A 23,641-nucleotide genomic window follows, 5' to 3' on the forward strand; every position below is an offset into this window, starting at 1 on the left:
ATTTTTTAGCTTTTCATTAATTTCTTACGTTAAAAAAAAAAGCTGATAATGTAGGATAATATGACCAATGACAACCGTAATGAGCTAAATAACAAGCTCAAACAATTTAAAAGAAGATACTACCTGAACCAATTATTAAAAGGAGGGATCTTCTCATTTGCCATCATTGCCACAGCCTTCCTATTACTGAACACTGTGGAATTCGCCAGCCGATTCGGCAGCGGAATCCGCGCAGTATTTTTTTACAGTTTCATTCTATTACTGATCGGTAATTTCGCCTACTTTATTCTCAAGCCACTATTACAATTATTGGGAATACTCCAACCGATATCTGATGAAGAAGCCGCCCAAAAAATTGGGAGTTCACTTCCTACCATCGGAGATCGACTGCTCAACCTGGTACAGCTTAAAAAAAATGCTTCCACAGAAGATGGCCTCATCCACGCCTCCATCAATCAGAAAGCTACACAGCTGGATCCATACAATTTTACAGAAGCAGAGCCTGTCAAGAAAAATAAAAAATACCTCAAATACATTTATATCCCCTCATTGCTTATCGTGCTTATCCTCTTGTTCGTGCCTTCCTTTTTTGTGGAAAGCACCAAGCGAATTGTACAGTACGACAAATCCTTCAAGCCAAAAGCTCAATTTCAATTCAACATTCAAAATAAAAAGCTGATCGCCTTCAGGAACGAAGACTTCAATGTACAGCTTGCATTGCAAGGAGAGGCTATTCCTGCACAGGTTTACTTGAAAAATGCCGAACGACGTATCAAACTGAAGCAAAAATCTGCAGACAGTTTTGAATATACCTTCCCTAAAATTCAGCAGGATCAAGACTTTCAGTTTGAAGCTGCAGGTTTTTTTTCCGAAACCTACCATATAAAAGTGGTCCCTCGCCCACAGATCAAAAACTTTGAAGTGACCTTAAAGTACCCCAAATACCTTGGCCGAACAACCGATAAAATGGCCAATACAGGGAATTTTGAGGTTCCCGAAGGAACGGAAGTGTCGTGGAAATTCATGGCGCCTGATGCAGAGGAGTTTCTTGTCCATTTCAAAAATGAAGACAGCACCTATGCGCTTGCTTCAAAAAACGATGCCTTTAATCTTCAGAAAAAGGTGATGAACTCTGATCAATATGAAATTGACCTGAATAACCAGTATGGTAAAAATATCGACCCTGTGGTTTATCAGGTAAGCGTTGTTAAAGACGAATACCCAAAAATTCAGCTTGAGCAATTTCAGGATACGGTCTTGTTCAACTATATTATTCTCGGCGGAAACATCAGTGACGACCACGGGCTACGCGCACTTAGCCTGAAGTACAGAACCAACCCCAAGGGGAAGTTCAGGACGCACCGCTTTAAAATCGACCGACAAAAAACACAGCAGGGTTTTTACCTCAATTGGCCTTTAGATACCCTCGAACTGGCCTCTGACCAGAAGGTTGAATACTTTCTTCAGGTAACTGACAACGACCAGATCAACGGACCAAAATCATCGAAAACAGGTATTTACAGCTTTAATGTCCCCGACAAACAAGCCCTGAAAGAAAAAGTCGCGGAAGGCAATAAAGCCAATGAAAAAAATATTGATAAAAACCTTGAGCAAGCCAAATCTGTCCGTAATGAACTCAAGGATTTGGAACAGAAACTAAAATCTAAAAAGACCCTCAGTTGGCAGGATAAGCAACAAATTGATGACCTGATCAAAAAAAGACAGGAACTTAATGATGGTCTTCAGGAATTGCAGAAAAAGCATCAGGAAGAAATGGCTCGGCGCGAACGGTTCGAAGAGCAGAAGAATAAATCCATTAAAGAAAAGGTGGAAAAATTGCAAGAGCTGATGAATGAGCTTCTTGATGATGAAACCAAAAAACTTTATGAAGAACTGCAAGAACTGATGAAAGAGCAGTCGCAGGATATGGATCAGGTGCAGGACAAGCTAAAAGAGATTGACCAAAAAGAACAGAACCTTGAGGAGGAACTGGAAAGAACAATGGAGCTGTTCAAAAGAATGAAGTTTGACCTCGAGGCCGATCAGCTTACCAAACAAATCGAAGAACTGGAAGATAAGCAGGCAAAACTGAATGAAAAAACAGACGAAGCCCCAAAAAGTGAACTCGAAGAGCTGAAAAAAGAACAGCAAAAACTCAATAAGGATTTTGAGGACATCAAAAAAGAGATGTCCGAATTACAAAAAACCAATAACGACCTGAAAGCACCGAACTCAATGCCTGACCTTTCGAAGGAGGAACAAAAAGTTGAACAGGGGCAAGAGCAGTTCGATCAGGCTGCCGAACAAAAGAAAAAGAAAAAAGCCAAGCAGGCTCAAGAACAGATCAGCCAAAACCTTCAGCAAATGAAGCAAAAAATGCAGCAGATGCAGCAGAGTGCTGAAATGGAAATGGTGCAGGAAAATATGGAAAACCTGCGGCATATCTTGAATAACCTCATTAACCTCTCTTTTGAACAGGAGGCCACCATGAAGGAATTCCGGCAAACAAGGCAAAGTGATCCTCGTTTTCTCGATTTAAGTCAGCAACAGTTGAAAATACAGGCTGACTCGAAAATCGTTCAGGATTCACTGAAAGCACTTGCTCAGCGTGTTTTTCAAATTTCTTCCTTCGTAACACGAGAACTCAATGAGATGAATAGCCATCTTAACCGCTCTTCTTCGTATATTAAGGAACGCAAAAAAGGAAATGCGCTCAGCGAACAGCAATTTGCCATGACTTCAATGAATAACCTGGCTTTACTGCTCGATGATGTGCTCTCACAAATGCAACAGCAAATGGCAGAAATGAAAGGTAACTCTGGTGGGAAGCCTCAAAATAAGCCAATGCCAAGCCCGAGTATGAGCGAATTACAGCAACAACTCAATGAAAAAATCAATCAATTAAAAAAGAGTGGCAAATCGGGAAGGCAATTGTCTGAAGAAGTTGCTAAATTAGCTCAAGAACAAGAGCAAATTCGTCGTGCTTTGCAGGAAGCGGAAAAAGAAGCCGAAGGTAAAAATGGCAAAGGCGGCAAAGATTTGCAAAAAGCCATTGAAGAAATGGAAAAGACTGAACTCGATTTGGTAAACAAACAGCTCAGTGATCAAATGATGAACCGTCAAAAGGACATCATGACCAGACTCCTGGAGTCTGAAAAAGCTGATCGGGAAGACCAACTGGATGAGAAAAGGGAAGCGGAGACGGCAAAGAACTATCAACAGGAAGTGCCTGAAGCAATCGAAGAATATATTCGACAAAAACAAAAAGAGCTCGAGCGGTTCAAAACTATTCCGCTAAAACTCAACCCTTATTATAAAAAAGAGGTCAATCAATATTTCAAAAGATTAGAAAACAACAATATCCGGTGATAACAATGGAGTCAATCAAAATTGAAATTCCGTCATTGAGTGAAAATATCCGTATCGTCGAAAGCTTTATCGACAATACCAAAGAAAAATACCAACTCAACGATGACATTTATGGCAATATCATGATTGCGATAACTGAGTCTGTGAACAATGCCATCCAACATGGCAACAAATTTGATAAAGATAAAAACGTAACCCTTACGGTGCACCACAATGAGGAGGCAGTAAAATTTACGGTCGAAGACGAGGGAATCGGCTTTGACTTTAATAACTTGCCCGATCCTACGGCACCCGAGAATATCGATCAGCCACATGGGCGTGGAATCTTCCTGATTAAACACCTTTGTGATGAAGTCGAATTTAAAAATGAGGGCCGTATTTTAGAGTTATCATTTTATTTAAATTAATGGAAGACCAAATTAATTTTTTCACAGAGGAAGTAGATTTCAATACAGAACAGATCAACAACACCAAAGCGTGGGTTAATCAAGTCATTGAAAATGAAGGGTTTGAGCTTGAAGAAATCAATTTTATCTTTTGTAGTGACGAATACCTGCATAAAATAAATGTGGAGTATTTGGATCACGACACCTATACCGATGTTATCACTTTTGATAACAGCGATACGGCCGGATTTATTGAAAGTGATATCTTTATCAGTATTGAGAGAATCATCGAGAATGCCAAAACCCATGAGCAGTCTTTTGATCATGAGGTCAAAAGGGTTATTATTCATGGGGTTTTGCACTTGCTTGGCTACAAAGACAAATCTGAGCAGGAAGCTTCCCTGATGAGAACAAAAGAAAATGAAGCAATTGCGCTTTTTGAAAAATCTTTTGCTTAAATTTGCGCAAGCATTTGAATATCAAAATGTTCCACGTGAAACACTTCACCTTTAACAGGTAAGCACGTTTCACGTGGAACATTTACTTTTAATACTGTTTTACACGCCAAGAAAATAAGACAAAGGGAAAGCCTATGTTTACAGAATATGATGTGATCGTTGTCGGAGCTGGCCATGCAGGCTGTGAAGCTGCTGCTGCCGCTGCCAATATGGGTATGCAAACACTATTGGTAACGATGAATATGAATACGATCGCACAGATGTCATGTAACCCTGCTGTGGGTGGGGTCGCAAAAGGTCAGATCGTAAGGGAAATTGATGCCCTTGGAGGACAAATGGGAATCATTACCGATAAATCGATGATTCAGTTTAGAATGCTGAACCGATCGAAAGGACCTGCCATGTGGAGCCCGAGAGCCCAAAGCGACCGAATGAAGTTTGCTGAAGAATGGCGTATGCGCCTGGAACAAACAGAAAATCTTGACTTCTGGCAAGAGATGGTAACGGGCTTAATCATTGAAAAAGGGGAGGCCAAAGGCGTAATCACCAGTCTGGGATTGAAAATCCGTTCCAAAACTGTTGTTCTTACAAACGGGACGTTCCTTAATGGTACCATTCATATTGGAGAAAAACAGTTTGGTGGTGGACGCGCAGGAGAAGGTGCAGCAAAGGGAATTACAGAACAACTCGTTGACCTTGGAATGGAAGCTGGCCGAATGAAAACGGGCACACCTCCACGTGTTGATGGCCGAAGCCTTAACTGGGAGGCCATGAGCGAACAACCTGGCGACGAGCAGCCTTACAAATTTTCTTTCAGCGATGAAACAAGCACACTCAAGGAGCAAAGAAGCTGTTACATCACTTACACCAACCCTGAGGTGCATGAAACATTGAAAGAAGGATTCGACCGTTCACCAATGTTCAATGGTAGAATCCAGGGACTTGGTCCACGTTATTGCCCATCGATTGAAGACAAAATCAACCGATTTGCTGAACGCGATCGTCATCAGATTTTTGTTGAGCCAGAAGGATGGAATACTTGTGAAATCTATGTAAATGGTTTTTCCTCATCGCTTCCTGAAGATATTCAGATGAAGGCTTTGCGAAAAATTGAAGGATTTGAGCAGGTGAAAATGTTCCGTCCAGGCTATGCGATTGAGTATGATTTCTTCCCACCGACACAACTTCAGATGTCATTGGAAACCCGCACAGTCAAAAATTTATATTTTGCAGGCCAAATTAATGGTACCACAGGATATGAAGAAGCTGGCGCACAGGGACTGATGGCTGGTATCAATGCCGCTTTGCGCGTAAAAGAGGAAAATCCACTGATCCTGAAACGTTCTGATGCCTATATTGGCGTTCTGATTGATGATTTGGTAAACAAAGGGACTGATGAGCCTTATCGCATGTTTACTTCACGTGCTGAATATCGAATCTTGTTACGTCAGGATAATGCTGATCTCCGCCTTACAGAGCAGGGACACAAGATTGGATTGGCAAGTCAGGAGCGTTTCGATAATATGATCAAGCGCAAAGAAAACGTAGATCAGCTGATTGAAACCTTGAGGGTGTCCAAATTTAAGCCTAAACAGGCAAACCCTCAGCTTGAAACCATGAATTCGGCACAGATCAAAGAATCGCAGTCGGCTTACCGTTTACTGAAGCGTCCCGAGCTTTCCATGCAACAGGTCGGTGTAATCACGCCTGAGTTCGAGCAGCAAATGTCCCAGTATGATCCTTTGGCAAAAGAGCAGGCAGAAATACTGATCAAGTACGATACTTACATCGAGAAGGAGCAGAAGATGGCGGAGAAGATGGATAACCTTGAAAACCTTTACATCAAGGACAGCATTGATTTTGCTGAAATAAAGGCACTGTCCTCTGAGGCAAGGGAAAAACTGACAAGGTTACGTCCAACTACATTAGGGCAAGCATCAAGAATTTCTGGTGTATCACCTGCTGATATTTCGGTATTAATGATTTACCTTGGCAAGTAGGAACAAGTGTTCCACATGAAACACCTTTTTCGGTCTACTGGTTTATGTTAAAAGAATTTAAAGATTGCCCTGTTTGTCAGGGCAATCATTTTACGCATTTTTTAAATTGTACGGATCACACCACCACTCAGGAGCAGTTCAATATTGTTACCTGTGATGATTGTGGTTTCAAATTTACCAATCCATATCCTGCGAATTTAGGGGCATATTATAAAGATGAAAGTTATATTTCGCACACCAACAAGGCGCAAAATTTAACGCAACGGATTTACAAAATTGCCCGAAAATATACGCTTGGTCAAAAGGAAAAAATGGTATCAGGGCTCTCTGATGGCCGAAAAATTCTTGATTTTGGTTGTGGTACAGGTCATTTCCTGAACAAGTGTGCTGAAAGTGGCTGGCAGGTTCAAGGCCTGGAGCCAAGTGATCAGGCACGGAGTCAGCATGGTCTACTTTTGCAGGGAAAAATTGTCAATAGTATCGACCTGCTAAGCGATGAAAAAGTGGATATCATCACCTTGTGGCACGTGCTTGAACATATTGAAGCACTCAATGAAACCCTTGACAAGCTTCGCCAAAAACTTTGTTCCACGGGAAAATTACTCCTCGCAGTACCCAATGCGGCCAGTCTGGATGCCAAAATTTACCAGGAGCACTGGGCGGCTTATGATCTGCCGAGACACCTCTATCATTTTGAGCCCCAAACGATGGCTTTGCTGGCTAAAAAACATGGCTTTAAAATCAGCGCGCAGAAACCCATGAAATTGGATTCCTTTTATGTAAGTTTACTGAGTGAGGAATATAAGACAGGCAAACAAAACTACCTGCCAGCCTTCATGGCGGGGCTAAAATCAAATTTGGCTGCGCGAAAAGACAATAATTACAGTAGTTTAATCTACATTTTGGAACATGAAAGTAAATAAATTAGCGAACCTCTTACTGGCATCGGGGATTTCTGCCCTATTTGTAACCTCCTGTGCGAATGTCAGACAACCCGCTGGTGGTCCTCGGGATACTATTCCGCCGACCCTGGTAAATTCGGTGCCTCAGGTAGGCTCTGTAAATTACAGGGGGAAAAAGTTCGTGCTTACTTTTGATGAGTACACGCAGGCTAAAAACCTGAAAACCAAGCTACTCATTACGCCTCAAACAGATGTGCGTTATCAGTTCCGCACCAAAAAGAAATCCCTGATCATTGAATTCGAGGAACCTCTGAAGGAAAATACCACCTATACTTTCAACTTCCAGGATGCCATTCAGGATATCAATGAGAATAATCCGTGGAAAAATGCCGTATTTGCATTCAGTACCGGGGATTATATCGACAGCCTGAAAATCAATGGAACGGTACGCGATGTACTCACTGGAGCACCTGTAAAGGAGGCGACAGTCGCTTTGTTTGACATCAAAGATACCTTGGACATTTACACTGGAAAGCCAGAATATTTTGCCAAAACAGATGAAGAAGGCCATTACAATCTGAGTCATATCCGTCACGGTAAGTTTAAAGCTTACGCTTATCTGGACGAAAATAACAACCTGATCAACGAGCCCAAAAGTGAGCCCGCAGGCTTGTATCCCGATACACTCAGCCTTGATACCGACCGCGACAGCCTTCATTTCAACTTAATTCTTGCGGATGCACAGCCATTCAAAATGAATTCTGCCAAAGAAAATGGAAAGTACTTTGATGTGCTGTTCAATAAGTATGTGAAAAGTTATCAGTTGTCATTTAAAAATGACGATCAGCTGATGCTGTCTACTTTCAGTCCTGAGCATAATGGTGTTCGCTTTTTTAATGCGACACAAATCCCAGAGAATGACAGTATTCCAACGCAGATTATTGCCACAGATACAGTAGGAAATAAGGTAGTAGAAAATTTCCACGTGAAATTTGCGGATGGGACAAAGCGTAAATATGCTGTACTTGAACAAGAAGTTCAGAAATATGCCAACGACAACCCCATTCAGGATACTTTAATTGAGAAAATTCAGTTTTCAAAACCAATACGAGTTGTACATCCTGACTCTATGATGGTGATTTACGATTCCTTGAACTTTATTCGCCTCGATATCGATAAAGACTTAAGCTGGAATAAACGCTTTGATGAAGTAACCATCAAAAAAGCCATAAAGCTGGACTCAATTTTCCTTCCTCCTGCAGATACGCTGTTTCTTGACAGCCTGAAAGCGGATAGTATTTATATTCAACAGCCTGAAGCACGAACTTTTACAGATATGAAGCTTCATATTCCACATGGAGCTTTTATCAGCATTGAAAGTGATACTGCCCAGGCGATTGATGAGAAGTTTACCCTGGCGAATAAGGAAAATCTCGGAAGTATCGAAGGAACAATTACGACAGACTATAAAAATTATCAAATTCAGCTGGTTACTGCTGATTTTAAAGTTGTAAAAACAACAACGGCTGATAAAAATGGCCATTATAGCTTTTATAATTTGAAGCCAGCCACTTACAAAATTCGAGTTTTAATCGATGAAAATGGCAATGGGCAGTGGGATATTGGTAATATCCTTAAAAATGAAGCCCCAGAACCTGTATTTTTCTTTCAGGATGAGGTAGCAATACGCGCCAACTGGGAATTAACCAACATTGATTTCAAAATGTAATCCCTCGATTAATCATTCAAAAATCGCCGACTCCTTAATGGAGTCGGCGATTTTTTTTGCCCTCTTTTTCACGTGGAAAATTAAAAAGGCCGTCAATTTCATGATTGACGGCCTTTTTTTTGCTCGCGAAACTCCTTTTTCCACAATGCTTTTTTCACCATTCTGAAAATCCGTTTCAAAATTTATTTCTGAACCGCCTTACCCACATTAATCGGTCGTTTTGCTGCTTTTTTTGTCGATTTTTCACGTACAAATTATTACCGGAGGATAACCCTGTGGATAACCGTTGAAAAGTCCGGAATAAGTCCGATTTTCACTAAAAGTTATCCCCACTTACCCACACTTATCTTGGGCGTTTCCCGAAATTCCAAATCCACGTTCATAAGTTCGATTTATACACCCCGAAATCCCCCATTTTATCCACTTGTGGACAGTGTGGAAAAAAGTTATCCACAAAATAATTGTTTTCGCGAAATTCAATGTTAATTAGCTTAAAAACAAGTAATTTCATGTGGATAATGGCTGTGGATAAGTCCCCATATCGGTTTACTGATCGTGCAAAAATCGCTGATTTTTAAATAATCAGTAACTTATCCACTAATCCACACCGTAATAAATACAATAACTCTTTTTAAAAAGAATATATATAAACTAATACTATCTATCATGTGGAAAACATCCCTCGCTTTTAAGATTCTTGGATTTACTGCTTTTTTAAGTTTTGGAATTCTTTCAAGTCAAGCACAAGATTTTCAAAAAGTGAGTATTGCTGAAGAATACTTAGGAAGGGGAGAAATTGAGAAGGCTGAGGATATTTATGAAAAATTGGCGCGAAACAATGAAAACCTTCCGCTGATTCATAAACCCTATCTCGATTTGCTGTTCAGCACTAAAAATTTCAAGCAGGCAGAAAAGTACCTCAACAGGGCGATCAAGAAAAATCCAGAAGATATGATTTACCAGGTCGATCGGGGACGGCTGTACGAATCGCAAGGGGAGATGAGCCAGGCGGAAAAATATTTCAATAATTTGATTGACGATCAGGCTAAGGACTTGAACAACCTACGGAACCTGGCGCAGGAGTTTTACAGAGCGCAGGAATTTGACTGGGCTGAGCTTACTTTTTTGAAAGGTCGCAAGGTGGCCAAGAATGAGGGGTTATTTGCTCATGAGCTGGCAAATATCTATCGCATGACCAACCAAAAAGACAAGATGGTCAATGAGTACGTTCAGATGGCCGTTAGGAACCCCAAGAATCGATCCTACGTCAAAAATGTACTCCAGTCAGCTTTAACCGACGAAGAGGACCTGGAGGCTTTTGAAAGCTACCTGATCGACAGGATACAAAAAGACGGCAAGGAAGCCTTCTATCCCGAGATGCTCATTTGGGCAAACATGCAACAGCGGAATTTTTACGGCGCCTTCGTTCAGGCGCGCAGCTTGGATAAGCGAAGCAAGAGCAATGGCGACTACCTGATGAATGTGGCACAGATGGCGTTGCGCCATCAGGATTATGAACATGCCGTCATGGCCTACGATTACGTCATTGAGCATTATCAGAAAAGCCCGAATTATTTCCTGGCCCGCAATGCAATTATCAAGGCAAGGGAGGAACAAGTGAAAAATACCTATCCTGTAGAGATGAATTCTATTGATGAGCTCATCAGTAGCTATGAGAAGCTCATCACGGAGGTTCCGACCTCGCAGACAACCTTGGAGGCCAAAAAGAATAAGGCGATGTTACACGCGCTCTACAAGGGCGAATACGACATCGCGATTAATTTGCTGGAATCTGTGGTTGGGCAACAAAAGGTTTCAAAACAACTGAAGCTGGAGTGCAAGATCGCCCTTGGTGATATTTATCTTTTGAAAGATGAACCCTGGGAATCTCGATTGCTGTATGCACAGGCAGAAAAGGAGGGGAGGGAAACCCCGATTGGTTATGATGCGAAGTTGCGCAGCGCCAAATTATCCTATTACACGGGGGACTTTAAGCTTGCCGCTGCCCATCTCGATGTACTGAAACTCGCTACGACAAGGGAAATTGCCAACGATGCCATGTCGTTGAGCTTACTGATCAAAGACAACACCGCACTGGACAGTACCGAAACGGCCATGAAAACCTATGCGGCAATTGATCTGTTGCTGTTTCAGCACAAAAACGACCAAGCGCTCGCGGGGCTGAAAAAAATGCTCACCGATTTTCGGGGGCACAGTTTACAGGATGAAATTCATTACCTGATGGCTGAAGTTTACAAAAAGCAGGGAAGCTTTCCGTTGGCACTGGAGCATCTGCAGAAGGTGATCGACCTGAACCCTGCCGATATTAAGGCTGATGACGCCATGTTTGAAAAGGCCAAAATCTATGAAATTTATCTGAAGGAAAAACAGGCGGCAATGGAAACCTACGAGCTGCTAATGAAAAATTACCCTGGAAGTATTCATGTCGATGAATCCCGAAAGCGGTTTAGAGCCCTTCGGGGGGATTTTCCGAATTAACCGAAAGAATAAATGTAAAGGAAGGAATAATATTTCTTCCTTTTTTGTTCTTTTGTTGTGTAAATTGAAATATTACAAATCATGAACCTCCCAACAGACTATATCGACCAGCTGATCGCCAAACGCAGATCCATCTATCCCGACCAATACACTGGTGAAGTGATTGACGATGGAGTTATTGAACAGCTTCTTGAAAATGCCCGTTGGGCACCTACGCACAAACTGACGCAGCCTTGGGCATTTACCGTATTCACTGGTGCTGGCCTGCAACAGCTGGCTGATTTTCAGTCCACACTTTACAAAAAAGTAGCAGAGGAGCAGGGGACTTTCAAGGAAGAAAAATTTCAGAAATTGGCCAATAAACCATTGAAATCCTCCCATATCATTGCGATTGGAATGCGCAGAGATCCCAAGCAATTAGTGCCTGAAGTTGAGGAAGTCGCTGCGGTGGCTATGGCCGTTCAGAACATGTACCTTTCCGCTACCGCCTATGGCATCGGCTGTTATTGGGGATCGGGGGGCGTAACTTATTTTCCTGAGGCCAAGGCATTTTTTGATCTTGGAGAGGAAGATCAGCTCTTAGGATTTTTATATTTAGGAGTACCAGAAAAATGGCCCCTAAAACATAAAAGAGCACCATTGTCTGAAAAAGTTCGTTGGGTTCGTTAATATTTATATTGCTAAGAACATCGCTTAAATTTGCTAATGCAAGCCTATATGCATCGACTGTTAATATTATTTTTTATTGCCTTCATTTCCTGCTTTTCGAGCAGCTATGCACAACGTATGAAGCCTGCGGAACATATGGATTCGCTGAATATTCGTGTGCTTGAAGTTATGAAAGCAGGCAAGTCTGACCGTTTTTTATCAACAGGTCAGCAATTTGATTCCCTTTGGACAGGTGGAAGCCTGTCATCAAGTCAGAAAGATAGAATCTATAAATTGTACAGTAAAATGGTGGAGAAGCAGTGGCGCGCGAAACCCTTCCTGTACGAGGTTACTTCCACCCTGACATCGGCCCGATACGTTACTGGTCTTTCTGTTGTGCAGTACGATGCACTACTCGATCAGCTTGAAAAAGGGATCGTCGAATTATCTCCCAAGGATTTTATTATGATGACCGAGGCGCTGCATACCTTTATGGCAAATCAGGCGCTTAATTATACCAATTTCTTTAAACTGATAGGGGAAGATGCACAATTTTCGCTAAAGTATGAGAGCGTTGCGGCTTATGTACCAACAGAGGAAAGCAGTGAAGAAGAACAGCAAAGCAGCGATGATGACTGGAATACTGAACCTGCGGATGATACAGAAAACGATAGTTCGGAGCAGGAAAGTGACGATAATTGGGGAAGCTGGGACTGGGGCGACAGCACGGACGATAGTACCACCGACGACAGCAGTACCGATGACGACGGAGGCTGGAGTTCCGCCGATGATGTTGCCGACAATTGGGGCGACAATGTAATTGTGGAGGATGAGAATAAAATGACGCTCGAGGAGCGGATCGATAGCTTTATTCAGGATGATGCTCCTGCGATCGAAGGTCCTTATATTCATTTTGATCGGGTAAACCTGGTATTTCAGACGCCTTTTGATTCCGTTGTGGTGATGGATGTTCAAGGGGATTTTTTATTGAAAGAGGGTATTTTTGTCGCCTATTCAGGAAAAATGGATTGGTCGTCTACGGGCGGATGGGAAGAAAACAGCCCTTACTGTACATTTACAAAATTTCACTTCAATGTTAGGCAACCCAAGTTTGGTGTAGAAAAAGCAACACTTTACTACCCAGAAAAACTTCGCCAGCCCACCCTCGGTGTATTTGATTTTAAGAGTGTTCGCAAGAAGAAAAATGCGGTTCCCTCCTATCCAAGATTTACTTCCTACGGAAGCGACATTGAACTTAAAACTTTCATAGATAATAATTTCAGCTATCAGGGAGGTTTCTCCCTTTGGGGATTGCGATCGTCTTCCAATTCTATATTTGGTGGCGGAAGTGAAGTCAAGTATGCAGGTACAGGCAACCGCTCGTTCAGGATCGCTTCAGGTTTGGTAGAATATACCGACTCGGCATTCCATGTTAATAATGGTGCACTGACGATAAAATATGGGCGAGATTCTCTCTTTCACCCAGAGATGGAAATTGATTACCGTCAGGCAGATACTACCCTTCACGCCCTCAAGCGAAAAGGCGTAAACGAAATGGCCCCCTTTCAGGTCACCTTTTTTGATATGGACATTAAGGCAGATTACCTGCGCTGGAAGCTGAATCAGGATTCTCTTGACATTTCTATCTTTCAGGCCAGAGATCACCGTCCCGCTTTTTTTGAGTCGAGAGATTATTTCAATAAGAAAAATTATCAGTCCCTGACCTCCATTTATGGCTTTCATCCACTGAATGCCCTGAACTATTATAGTCAAAAGATACGGTCGAAATCTTTCGGGATGTACGATTTTGCTGAATCGATCAAAAAAGACCCCAAGATTGTACAGCAGGCGATGTTTAAGGCACGTGAGGGTGGTTTTATTGACTACGACCCAGAAACGACCATCATTACGGTAAAGGATAAAACCAATCATTACAACGCCTCCTTCCGTCACAAAAAAGATTATGATGACCTGACGATACCTTCGCGAACCAATAGTGCTCCGAATGCGACTTTGCACCTCGATGAGAAAAAGATGACTGTACGCGGGATCAATAAGTTTTATATCAGTGAAAAGCTCGATGTGTATATTCAGCCTGAATCTGAGCAGATAGATTTGATTGGTAAGCGGGACTTTACCTTTAACGGTCACCTGTTTTCAGGAAATTTTGAGTTCATCGGAACGGATTTCGTTTTTCGCTACGACAGCTTTTTGATTCAGCTTAATAAAATTGACTCCATCAGGTTCTATTTGCCTGACTCCGTAAGTGGTGAGCGCAGGCAGGTAGACAACTCCCTGGTATCAGCAGAAGAGCAACTCACGGCCAGTCTAAACTCCAATATGGGCGCGACCAACGGAACACTTTATATCAACAACCCAAAAAATAAGTCGGGAATCAGGCAGTATCCAAGTTATCCTCGATTCGATGCAGAACGCGGTGCGGTGGTGTATTTTGATAACCACAGTTACCTTGATAAGGCCTATGACCGTCAGGTTTATTTTATCATCCCTCCTTTCTCCATTGATAGTCTGGCAGGTGGCGATCCTTCCGCTATTGGTTTTCAGGGGCGCTTTGTTAGTGGGGGAATTTTCCCTGACTTTGAAGAGAAATTGTCGATTATGCCAGATAATTCCCTGGGCTTTGTACATAAAGTCCCTGAGGAAGGATATGCGCTTTATGATACCGACGGCATTATTTATGATGAAGTAAGACTCGATAAACAAGGGCTACAAGGAAAGGGGCACTTTGAGTTGCTTTCCAGTAAAACCTTTGCCACAAAATACACCATGTATCAGGATTCCATGCGGGCATCATCAAGTCATTCAACCATTGAGGCGGGAGGTTTTGCAGGGATCAGCTACCCTGCCGTAGATGGCGAAGGCTTGGAACTGTTGTGGTTGCCACGCGAGGACAGCCTGTTTCTGCAAACTACGGAAACACCGATCAAAATTTATGAGGAAGGTGATTTGACAGGGGCGACAGTACTTACGCACAGTGGATTGCGGGGTAAAGGAAATTTTGATATTCGGGGTTCAGAAACCGCCTCCGACAAGTTCAGGTATGAGGAACTGAAGTGGCAAGCTGAAGAAGCACAGTTTAATATTAACTCGGAAGATTCCACCAAGGCGACCCTTTATGGCGATAATGTTTCTGTGGATTTCAACCTCGAAGAAAACCTGGCAAAGGTATCTCCAGAGGTCGAGGGTGATGCCGCAATTTCATTCCCTTATGCGATGACCAAGACCTCGATTACGGAAGCGAATTGGGATTTGGATAAGGACATCATTACGATGAACAAGCCTAAAGAGGTTGATATCAAGGACTCCTACTTCTACTCCACCCGACCCGATATGGACAGTCTGGTGTTTTCAGCAGAAGGTGCCTCTTATGATATTGCACGACAGGAAATGGAGGTGACAGGTATTCCGTACATTACAGTGGCCGATGCCCTGATTAGTCCAGACTCCAGCAGAATTACCATTCAGCCGAATTTTGTTTTACCACAGCTGACCAATGCGAGCCTGGTTATTGATACCCTCAATGGCTACCATAACCTGATCGACGGAAACATCAATATCCTTTCGCGTAAAGCATTTGAGGGCGATGCCTCCTACCGCTTTGTAAATGCGGTGCAGGATACTTTCAATATTAAATTTAATCAGTTTGAATTATTGCCTGACCGTAAAAAGCAACTTCATACAGAGTCCAATGGTGAAATTCATGAGGAAGATAACCTGCTGATTTCTCCAGGAATGTACTTTAAAGGTACCGCAACCATGTACGCAACCAGTAAACCACTTTTGCTGAATGGTTTTGTCAAACTCGATTTGAAAAATATCCCTGATTACGATACCTGGATTGTGTACGAAAGTAATGATGAAGAACAGCAGGAAATCATTTTCGATTTTGCTTCAGCAATCACCGAAGAAGGCGATCCTCTGACTGCAGGAATTCACTTTGAAGATGGTACCAATCAGCTTTACACCACCTTTATTTTTGAAAAGCACCAAATGTCGGATCAGGATTTCTTCGTTCCCAATGGCCTGCTTTCTTATGATCGGGAGAAAGGCCACTACATTGTGGAGGATACCATGAAAACACGTGGGCATTCTTTTGCAGGTAAGTTCTATACCTATAACGAGGAAACTTCAGACATTACCTTTGAGGGGAAAGTGGATCTGATGAATAACCTGAACCCGAAGGTCTTTAAATTCAGGCTGAATGCTTCTGCAATTGGTTCTGGAAACCTGAACAACAATACGGTTAAGTTCAATGGTTTCACAACCATAGAAACCATCCTTCCGAGTGCTTCCCTGACCTCCATGGCCAATACCATTAACTTGGCAGCAGAGGATAAAGGATTAGCCAAAGCCAACGATGACCTGACGCAACTATTCTATAAGGTCAGTGAAATTATTGGGGATCGGGCAACGAAGAATTACGAAACCATGCTATCGACAGATTATGCTCCTTTGGTAAAGATGTCGAGAAAATTGCAGCGGGGAATTGTACTTTCAAACTTCGACATGGAGTGGTCGCAGGATCAGACGGCCTGGTACTCGGTTGGAAATATCGGTATCTCCAATATTTTGGGTATTGATATCAACGCCAAAACCGAAGGCTATCTGGAGGTGAAGAAAACCGTTGATGGCGATATTGTCAATCTCTTCCTGAGTGCAGGGCAAGAAGCCTGGTATTATCTGAATTACAATTATTCGGAAAATCGCTTCTCCACCTACTCTGCCGACCCTGTTTACAACGAGGCGGTGATCAAGAAGAGTAATGTTGACAAAGCGAAAATGGGAGAGTTTATTATGGCGATTTCTGATAAGGAGGAAGTGATGAACTATGTCAATAGATTCCGACTGATTTATCTTGATATTGAAGAGGAGTTTGTGATCTCAGAACCATCGCTCACCGAAGACTCAGGAGATCCGTTCTTTGATGCGGGTAGCCTTGAAGAAGATGAAAATACGGAAAATATTATCTTCAGCGACGATGATGAAAGCCTGTATGATGATGCCGTGGAGGAAGACGAAAATGAAAGTAATGCCCCTGTGAGTGAGTCTGTAGAGCAAGATGAGGTTACTGAAGACGATGGCTTCGGAGAGGAAGAACTGAAAAACGAGGAGGCGCAAAAGCCCAAGAAGGAAAAGAAAGGGCGCAAACGGAAAGGGAAAAAGAAAAAAGAGGAAGAAGTCGTAAAACCTGAACCTCAGCAGGAACAGCAGGACGATGAAGACAGCCTTTATGATGATGAAGATGATGGCTTTTAGTGCTGAATTTATGTGACATTGCAAGGATTTTTCCTTGACATTGTGCTTCTTTGTTAGGATATAAATTTGATTTAATTTTTTATGGCAACATTAGGTAAGTATAAAAATATCGCCTTGGTGGCGCATGACAATCGCAAGAAAGCGATGATGGATTGGGCTAAAAAGCATAAAGAAAAATTGGGTAAGCATAATATCTTTGCTACTGGAACAACAGGAAAACTGCTCGAAGAGACGCTCGATATTAAAGTCAACCGATTCTTCAGCGGACCTTTAGGCGGTGACCAGCAGATTGGTGCTAAGATTGCTGAAGGAGAAATAGATTTTTTGATTTTCTTCTGGGATCCATTGGAGCAACAGCCTCACGATCCAGACATCAAAGCTTTATTGCGTATTGCAGTGGTATATAATATTCCTGTTGCAAGTAATATTGCTTCTGCGGATTTCTTATTGAGCTCTCCGTATTTTGAGTCGGAATATGCCGCTGATGCCGTTGATTTTGATGAGTACCTGAACCGTACGATTGAATAGATAAAAAATGATGACGCAAGTGGAATCATACACCTGCCAAGTCAACAATACACTCTCTTTGTGATTTTATAAGTAAATTATTAAAATTATACCATAAATAAAGCCTCAGTTTTCGCTGAGGCTTTATTTTTATCCACAGTGTGGATAACTACTGTGGATAAGTCGGTGTCATTTGTTGAAAACGTTATTTGCAAGCAAATTACCCACAAAATAGCGCTGAGAATTCATGATTTTTATCAGTCTGAGATAAGCTATAACGGGCTGTTTTTGAGGAATTAAGCCTGTTTACAGCTATTACTTCCCCTACTGATAGTTCAATTTTCTTTATTTTTCTTTTTGGCGTAATAATCAACCAAATACGCCACACCGATCACCCCTGCAGCACAGAAGGTCAGCAGCACTTTATGTTGCTCAAAACGCAATGAGGCATAAAACATGATCATCGCACCGATCACCAAAATCCACGCTAATTTATGTAACCACCCACTATTCATATATCATTATTTTTTTTAACCGCTAAAGGAGAATATTTTAATTAATGCAAATATTCAAAATATGGATTGAATCCACACGCTTACAAAGTAGTTTTCATTTCATTAGTTGAGAAATTCCCTTATTTTGCGTATTCACGAATAAATTATTTTTGATGAAAGTAGCCATTGATCAGCCGTTTAAGCTCATCTATTCCCTATTTGAACATGAATACCTCGGGTACCTTTTTGAGTCTTTTGTGGTGCAAGTAGACCATAAAAACCAGCTGACCCTGAGTTATCAAAATATATCCTCACAAAATGCCCCTGAGTTTGCCAAGGGACTTGATCGCCGTGACTATGAATTGATAGACATTATTGATTCTATGCAACAGGACGCCATCATGCGAAGGTATTCTAAAAAGCATACAAGCCTGAGCGATTTTTTTGTAAAGCAGTACAAAGAGGACAAAGGGGGAATCAAGGAACAGATTGATCTCTACCTGGAAAAGCAACGTGCCCTGCTCCTGAGTAAGCTGGTCGGTAAGCCAATTTATGAAATGGGCAAAGACGGCTACCCCGCTGATGGAGAATTGCATTGGGCGCCCGAAAAAGCCACCTTACGCTTTCATTTCTATCAGAATTTTGGACACATCCGCTATTTCCCTATTGTGTATTGCGAAGGGGATCAGGTACAGTTCAAGCAAAACAACTCCTTTTTGCTCTGCGATGACCCAGCCTGGCTGGTGGCCAATAAAACAGTATATCACTTCAAACTTCCTGTTGATGGCCGTAAGCTGAAACCATTCCTGAATAAGCACTACATCAAGATTGATGATGCCATCAAGGGGAATTATTTCAGAAAGTTCGTTAAGCCGATGGTGGCGACCTTCAATGTAAAATCAGATGTTTTTCAGGTTTTTACGGAAGAGAAAAGTCCGAAGCCATTGCTGCGTTACCATGAAATTGTACCTGAATCTACAGAAAGCAAAGCCGAGGCGATGATCTCGTTGAAGCTTGATTTTGCTTACGGTGACTATATTTTCGATGGCGGAGAGTTTCACCCTTTTGGGGTGGAAATGCAGGAAGCACAAGGGCAGTTTACTTTCTTCAGAATTAAAAGAAATTTAGCACAGGAGAATAATTTTAAAAAACAGCTTCGGGAACTTTCTGGAGAAGAGCATACCGAATGGGTAGCGCCTCTGGCGGAAGGAATGGCGTGGCTGAACAACAACCACAGCTATTTGGAAGACAAACAGTTTGTATTCCTTCAGGAAGCGCAGGAAAATGGCCGCAGCTTCTTTGTTGGAGAATCCAAATTTGAGCTGGAGATCAATGAAAACATTGACTGGTTTGATATCAATGCCAATATCTATTTTGGGAAGTATAAAATCAGCATTAAGGAGCTTCGCCATGCCATGCGCAAAGATGGGATGATCAACCTGCCCAATGGCGAACTGGCTTTGGTGCCTACTGAATGGTACACCAAATATGCAGACCTTGTCGGATTTCTCGAAGAGCACCCTGATGATCAAGAAGGCTTCATACTGAAGAAGCATCACCTGACCCTCGTTGAAGCTCTCGAAGAAGAACATTCGGCCAAGGTGGCTATGGATGAAAAGCTGCAGCGACTTAAAGACTTTGATAAAATTGAAAATTATTCCCTGCCCGAGGGCTTTAAGGGAGAGCTTAGGCCATACCAGCATGCAGGTTACAACTGGATGCGCTTTTTAGCGCAATACAACTTCGGTGGTTGCCTTGCAGATGATATGGGGCTTGGGAAGACCGTTCAGACTTTGGCTCTGTTACAAGCCAATAAAGAGGGTGCCAGCCAAGGGACTTCCCTACTTGCCATGCCTACTTCCCTGATTTATAACTGGGAAATTGAAGCTAAGAAGTTTACCCCAGACCTGAAGGTTTTCATTTATACAGGAACAAATCGGGATAAGGATGTCGCAAAGTTCAGTCAGTACGATTTAATCCTGACCTCCTATGGAATTGTCCGTCTTGATATTGATTTGCTGTCGAAATTCTATTTCAACTATGTGATTCTCGATGAATCGCAGGCCATTAAGAATCCAGGCTCGAACATCACCCAAGCTGTTCAGCAATTGAATTCCAAGCATCGCCTGATCCTGACGGGAACACCGCTGGAAAATAGTACAATGGATTTATGGTCGCAGATGTCCTTTGTAAATCCTGGCTTGCTGGGCGGGCAGACGTTCTTCAAAAACGAATACCTTAACCCTATTGAGAAGAAGAAGGATGAGGCCAAGACGCTCAAGCTGAACAGTCTTATTAAGCCTTTTATTCTCCGCCGACATAAATCGCAGGTGGCTAAAGAATTGCCAGAGAAAATTGTGAATGTGAAGTTCTCGACCATGTCGCCTGAGCAAAAGAAATGCTATGATCAGGTGAAGAGTTATTACCGTGACCTGATCATGGGACAGATAGAAATGGAGGGCATCAAGAAATCTCACTTTACCCTTTTGCAGGGCTTGTCGAAGCTACGGCAAATTGCCAATCACCCTGCGCTGGTGGAACCCAACTTTTCTGGGGAATCGGGGAAAATGAACGATATGATGACCACTTTGGAGAATGGTATTTCTGAAGGACACAAAATTTTGATTTTCAGCCAGTATGTGAAGCACCTGAGCCTGGTGAAAAATCAGCTCGAAGCCAAAAATATTGATTACGCTTACCTGGATGGTACCACGAAGGATCGCCAAAAGGCGGTAGATCATTTTCAGCAAAATGAGGAGATACAGGTATTCCTGATTTCTCTGAAGGCAGGAGGTGTAGGCCTGAACCTGACCAAGGCAGATTATGTGTTTATCCTTGACCCCTGGTGGAACCCTGCAATTGAACAGCAGGCCGTTGACAGGGCGCACCGTATTGGGCAAAAGAATAAGGTCTTTACCTACAAATTTATTGGTAAAGGAACGGTGGAGGAAAAGATTTTGGCACTTCAGCAGAATAAAAAACAGCTTGCAGATGCTTTAATCACCACGGAGGAACACTTTGTGAAAGAACTGACGCCCCATGATATTGAATCGTTGCTGAGTTAATTTTTCGGCGGTTTACGGCTCATCAGAGCTAAAAAAAAGGCTTAACCCGAAGTACAGGTTAAGCCTTTTTTGTGCTTTATTTTTGCGGGTGTTTAGCAACTCGAGATCCTACTGCAAATTCAGATTTTTGGAATTGATTTTGAATTATTGATCACCAATAGCGATGCTATTTTTCAGAATATTCCTTCACACTGCTAAAGTGCTCCAAATTTTCGTTTCGAATTTAAGCTTTAAACACGCACTTAATTAGTAACATTCTTTCTCATTCGGGAAATCACGTCCTTTTACATCTTCAATATAACTGCCTACCGCATCAGTGATGATCTCGTGAAGGTTTGCATATTTACGTAAGAAACGAGGGGCAAAATCATTGTTAATGCCGAGCATATCGTGCATCACCAATACTTGTCCGTCAACATCCTGCCCAGCACCAATACCAATTACAGGGATAGAAACCGCCTCAGCAACACGCTTGGCAAGTTCTGCAGGGATTTTCTCTAAAACCATAGCAAAACAACCCAGCTCTTCGAGTAATTTGGCGTCTTCAATCAGCTTGTTCGCTTCTTCCTCTTGCTTGGCACGCACGGCATAGGTACCATATTTATAAATCGATTGTGGCATTAGTCCTAAATGCCCCATTACAGGAACACCAGCACTCAGAATACGCTCAATAGAATTTTTGATTTCAGCACCACCTTCCATCTTGACAGCATGCCCACCAGTTTCTTTCATAATGCGAATGGCAGAATCCAGCGCTTTATGGGAATCTCCCTGGTAAGAACCAAAAGGAATATCCACCACAACCAAGGCTGTTTCTACGGCTTTCACCACTGAGCTTGCATGGTAGATCATGTGATCGAGCGTGATCGGCAAAGTTGTTTCGTTACCTGCCATTACATTGGAGGCAGAATCCCCTACCAGAATGATGTCAATACCAGCACCATCAATAATTTTTGCCATAGAGTAATCGTAGGCAGTAAGCATAGAGATCTTCTCTCCTTTTTGCTTTAATTTAAGTAAGCTGTGTGTCGTTACTTTTTTCTTGACTTCTTTTTTATGAACCGACATTGTCGTTATCCTTTAGTTGCCCCGATCCTGTAATGGATCAGGATTAAATGAACCTATTTTATCTGGGGAGCCAAATTAAGCAATTCATTAGGTAATTCCACCGTTATCGTTGTTCCTTCTCCAACGGCAGACTGAACGTTAATGGTACCCTCCAACTTTTCAATTACATGTTTTACGGTATAAAGCCCCAGGCCTGAGCCACTGCGTTCATTCACTCGGACAAACATCTCGAATATTGATTCGTGCTTGTCTTCAGGAATGCCGATACCGTTATCTTTGACGATCAGCGTAAATTGCTGAGCCGTGCAACGAACCGCTATCGAAACAATCGGTGCATCCTTTTGCGGGTCTTTAAATTTGATTGCGTTGGAAATGAGGTTGTTGATGATAATCCTTACACGCGCCATGTCTGAAAAGAACGGCACCGCTTGGCGAATATCAGTCTTAAAAAATAATCCTTGGTCTTTGTATTCTGTGTAGAAGTGCTCGATGGCATTGTTGATCTCCACCATTGTATTGATCGACTGTATTGGATCGTTAATATTACGATTCCTCGACAGGCTCAACATTTCGGTGACAATCACATCCAGACGATCCACACTGTCCTCGATCAGATCGAGGCATTTATTACGTTCCTTTGGATCAGAATCTAACTTCAAGATTTGTACCAATCCTAAGATAGACCGCAAAGGAGATCTTAAATCATGAGAAGAATGATAAACAAAGTTGTCAAGTTCTTGATTTACCCGCTGTAATTCCGCCAGATTTTCCTGTTGCTGGGAAATATCCCGAAGGATGACATTAAACACATCGCTTGATGCTGACGGCACAGCCGTTAGGTTTACCCATACGAGTTGCCCATTGGAGGGGCGAACCAACTGAATTTCCCTTTGAGAAACAGGCAGGTTTTTATGCAGAAGTTGCTTAACGTCCTTGATGTCGTCGGTATTTGCAAAAAAGCTGAACAGGTTGCCTTCATCATAGGGCTCGGTGCCTACAATGTTACTGAACACATCGGTGTATCTGATGATGTTTCCTGTACTGAGCCTGCAGGTTACTCTTGCCAAATCAGCTTCTTTGAGTAACAGACTTCTTTTCGCCTTAATAGAAATCACAGGTTCATCATTACCCTCCGAGGGTTCAGAGTTTGTTCCAGAAGATAACTTTAAATTAGAATAAGGCATAAATAAAAATAAGTAGCAATGGCGAACCAAGTGGGCACAACTTGTATATCACGTT

14 protein-coding genes are annotated in these 23,641 nt (G+C 42.3%); 11 read left to right on the plus strand and 3 right to left on the minus strand.

Annotated features, from left to right (window positions below; translation table 11 throughout):
- Nucleotides 1–60: 60 nt before the first annotated feature.
- The 10 genes from AABK40_RS00005 to AABK40_RS00050 all read left to right on the plus strand — a co-directional run bounded on the left by AABK40_RS00005 (nt 61) and on the right by AABK40_RS00050 (nt 17,796).
- Nucleotides 61–3,369: a coiled-coil domain-containing protein gene (locus AABK40_RS00005; RefSeq protein ID WP_338397324.1), complete on the plus strand. Its 3,309-nt coding sequence runs from the start codon at nt 61–63 to the stop codon at nt 3,367–3,369.
- Nucleotides 3,370–3,374: 5 nt separating this feature from the next.
- A complete protein-coding gene (locus AABK40_RS00010; protein ID WP_332919401.1) occupies nt 3,375–3,776 on the plus strand; it encodes an ATP-binding protein in 402 nt (133 codons plus the stop codon).
- Nucleotides 3,776–4,213 carry an rRNA maturation RNase YbeY gene (gene ybeY, locus AABK40_RS00015; protein ID WP_332919400.1) on the plus strand — a complete coding sequence of 146 codons (438 nt, stop codon included), beginning with the start codon at nt 3,776–3,778 and terminating at the stop codon, nt 4,211–4,213. The genes AABK40_RS00010 and ybeY overlap by 1 nt, the downstream gene beginning before the upstream one ends.
- Nucleotides 4,214–4,347: 134 nt before the next feature.
- Nucleotides 4,348–6,213: a tRNA uridine-5-carboxymethylaminomethyl(34) synthesis enzyme MnmG gene (mnmG, locus tag AABK40_RS00020; protein WP_338397325.1), complete on the plus strand. Its 1,866-nt coding sequence runs from the start codon at nt 4,348–4,350 to the stop codon at nt 6,211–6,213.
- Nucleotides 6,214–6,257: 44 nt separating this feature from the next.
- Nucleotides 6,258–7,136 (plus strand): class I SAM-dependent methyltransferase, encoded by an 879-nt coding sequence (locus AABK40_RS00025; RefSeq protein ID WP_338397326.1) that lies wholly within the window; start codon nt 6,258–6,260, stop codon nt 7,134–7,136.
- The gene (locus AABK40_RS00030; RefSeq protein WP_338397327.1) at nt 7,123–8,844 is read left to right on the plus strand and encodes an Ig-like domain-containing protein; all 1,722 of its coding nucleotides are present in this window, start codon (nt 7,123–7,125) and stop codon (nt 8,842–8,844) included. The genes AABK40_RS00025 and AABK40_RS00030 overlap by 14 nt, the downstream gene beginning before the upstream one ends.
- Nucleotides 8,845–9,510: 666 nt before the next feature.
- Nucleotides 9,511–11,343 (plus strand): tetratricopeptide repeat protein, encoded by a 1,833-nt coding sequence (locus AABK40_RS00035; RefSeq protein ID WP_338397328.1) that lies wholly within the window; start codon nt 9,511–9,513, stop codon nt 11,341–11,343.
- 81 nt (nt 11,344–11,424) lie between these two features.
- Complete coding sequence (locus tag AABK40_RS00040) at nt 11,425–12,012, plus strand: nitroreductase family protein (RefSeq protein ID WP_332919395.1); 588 nt, start codon at nt 11,425–11,427, stop codon at nt 12,010–12,012.
- 48 nt (nt 12,013–12,060) lie between these two features.
- On the plus strand, nt 12,061–17,268 hold the full coding sequence (locus AABK40_RS00045) for a hypothetical protein (RefSeq protein ID WP_338397329.1): 5,208 nt from the start codon (nt 12,061–12,063) through the stop codon (nt 17,266–17,268).
- A gap of 81 nt (nt 17,269–17,349) precedes the next feature.
- Nucleotides 17,350–17,796 (plus strand): methylglyoxal synthase, encoded by a 447-nt coding sequence (locus AABK40_RS00050; protein WP_332919393.1) that lies wholly within the window; start codon nt 17,350–17,352, stop codon nt 17,794–17,796.
- A gap of 314 nt (nt 17,797–18,110) precedes the next feature.
- Here AABK40_RS00050 and AABK40_RS00055 read toward each other — a convergent pair whose 3' ends face one another.
- Nucleotides 18,111–18,290 carry a hypothetical protein gene (locus AABK40_RS00055; protein ID WP_332919392.1) on the minus strand — a complete coding sequence of 60 codons (180 nt, stop codon included), beginning with the start codon at nt 18,288–18,290 and terminating at the stop codon, nt 18,111–18,113.
- A 152-nt stretch (nt 18,291–18,442) separates the two neighbouring features.
- Here AABK40_RS00055 and AABK40_RS00060 point away from each other — a divergent pair, with 152 nt between their 5' ends.
- Entirely contained in the window at nt 18,443–21,334 is a 2,892-nt protein-coding gene (locus AABK40_RS00060) for a DEAD/DEAH box helicase (RefSeq protein ID WP_338397330.1), read from the plus strand.
- Between the two features lie 246 nt (nt 21,335–21,580).
- On the opposite strand, the gene panB is transcribed toward AABK40_RS00060, so the two are convergent.
- Nucleotides 21,581–22,402 carry a 3-methyl-2-oxobutanoate hydroxymethyltransferase gene (panB, locus tag AABK40_RS00065; RefSeq protein WP_332919390.1) on the minus strand — a complete coding sequence of 274 codons (822 nt, stop codon included), beginning with the start codon at nt 22,400–22,402 and terminating at the stop codon, nt 21,581–21,583.
- 53 nt (nt 22,403–22,455) lie between these two features.
- Nucleotides 22,456–23,586 (minus strand): sensor histidine kinase, encoded by a 1,131-nt coding sequence (locus AABK40_RS00070; protein ID WP_338397331.1) that lies wholly within the window; start codon nt 23,584–23,586, stop codon nt 22,456–22,458.
- Between the last annotated feature and the right edge of the window lie 55 nt (nt 23,587–23,641).

Origin of the sequence: Persicobacter psychrovividus (assembly GCF_036492425.1) — a bacterium.
GTDB lineage: Bacteria > Bacteroidota > Bacteroidia > Cytophagales > Cyclobacteriaceae > Persicobacter > Persicobacter psychrovividus.

Bases quoted from the DNA above. Each gene is read 5' to 3' on its own strand.
- AABK40_RS00005 (WP_338397324.1), top strand. From the start codon at position 61: ATGACCAATGACAACCGTAATGAGCTAAATAACAAGCTCAAACAATTT.
- AABK40_RS00010 (WP_332919401.1), top strand. From the start codon at position 3,375: ATGGAGTCAATCAAAATTGAAATTCCGTCATTGAGTGAAAATATCCGT.
- ybeY (WP_332919400.1), top strand. From the start codon at position 3,776: ATGGAAGACCAAATTAATTTTTTCACAGAGGAAGTAGATTTCAATACA.
- mnmG (WP_338397325.1), top strand. From the start codon at position 4,348: ATGTTTACAGAATATGATGTGATCGTTGTCGGAGCTGGCCATGCAGGC.
- AABK40_RS00025 (WP_338397326.1), top strand. From the start codon at position 6,258: ATGTTAAAAGAATTTAAAGATTGCCCTGTTTGTCAGGGCAATCATTTT.
- AABK40_RS00030 (WP_338397327.1), top strand. From the start codon at position 7,123: ATGAAAGTAAATAAATTAGCGAACCTCTTACTGGCATCGGGGATTTCT.
- AABK40_RS00035 (WP_338397328.1), top strand. From the start codon at position 9,511: ATGTGGAAAACATCCCTCGCTTTTAAGATTCTTGGATTTACTGCTTTT.
- AABK40_RS00040 (WP_332919395.1), top strand. From the start codon at position 11,425: ATGAACCTCCCAACAGACTATATCGACCAGCTGATCGCCAAACGCAGA.
- AABK40_RS00045 (WP_338397329.1), top strand. From the start codon at position 12,061: ATGCATCGACTGTTAATATTATTTTTTATTGCCTTCATTTCCTGCTTT.
- AABK40_RS00050 (WP_332919393.1), top strand. From the start codon at position 17,350: ATGGCAACATTAGGTAAGTATAAAAATATCGCCTTGGTGGCGCATGAC.
- AABK40_RS00055 (WP_332919392.1), bottom strand. From the start codon at position 18,290: ATGAATAGTGGGTGGTTACATAAATTAGCGTGGATTTTGGTGATCGGT.
- AABK40_RS00060 (WP_338397330.1), top strand. From the start codon at position 18,443: ATGAAAGTAGCCATTGATCAGCCGTTTAAGCTCATCTATTCCCTATTT.
- panB (WP_332919390.1), bottom strand. From the start codon at position 22,402: ATGTCGGTTCATAAAAAAGAAGTCAAGAAAAAAGTAACGACACACAGC.
- AABK40_RS00070 (WP_338397331.1), bottom strand. From the start codon at position 23,586: ATGCCTTATTCTAATTTAAAGTTATCTTCTGGAACAAACTCTGAACCC.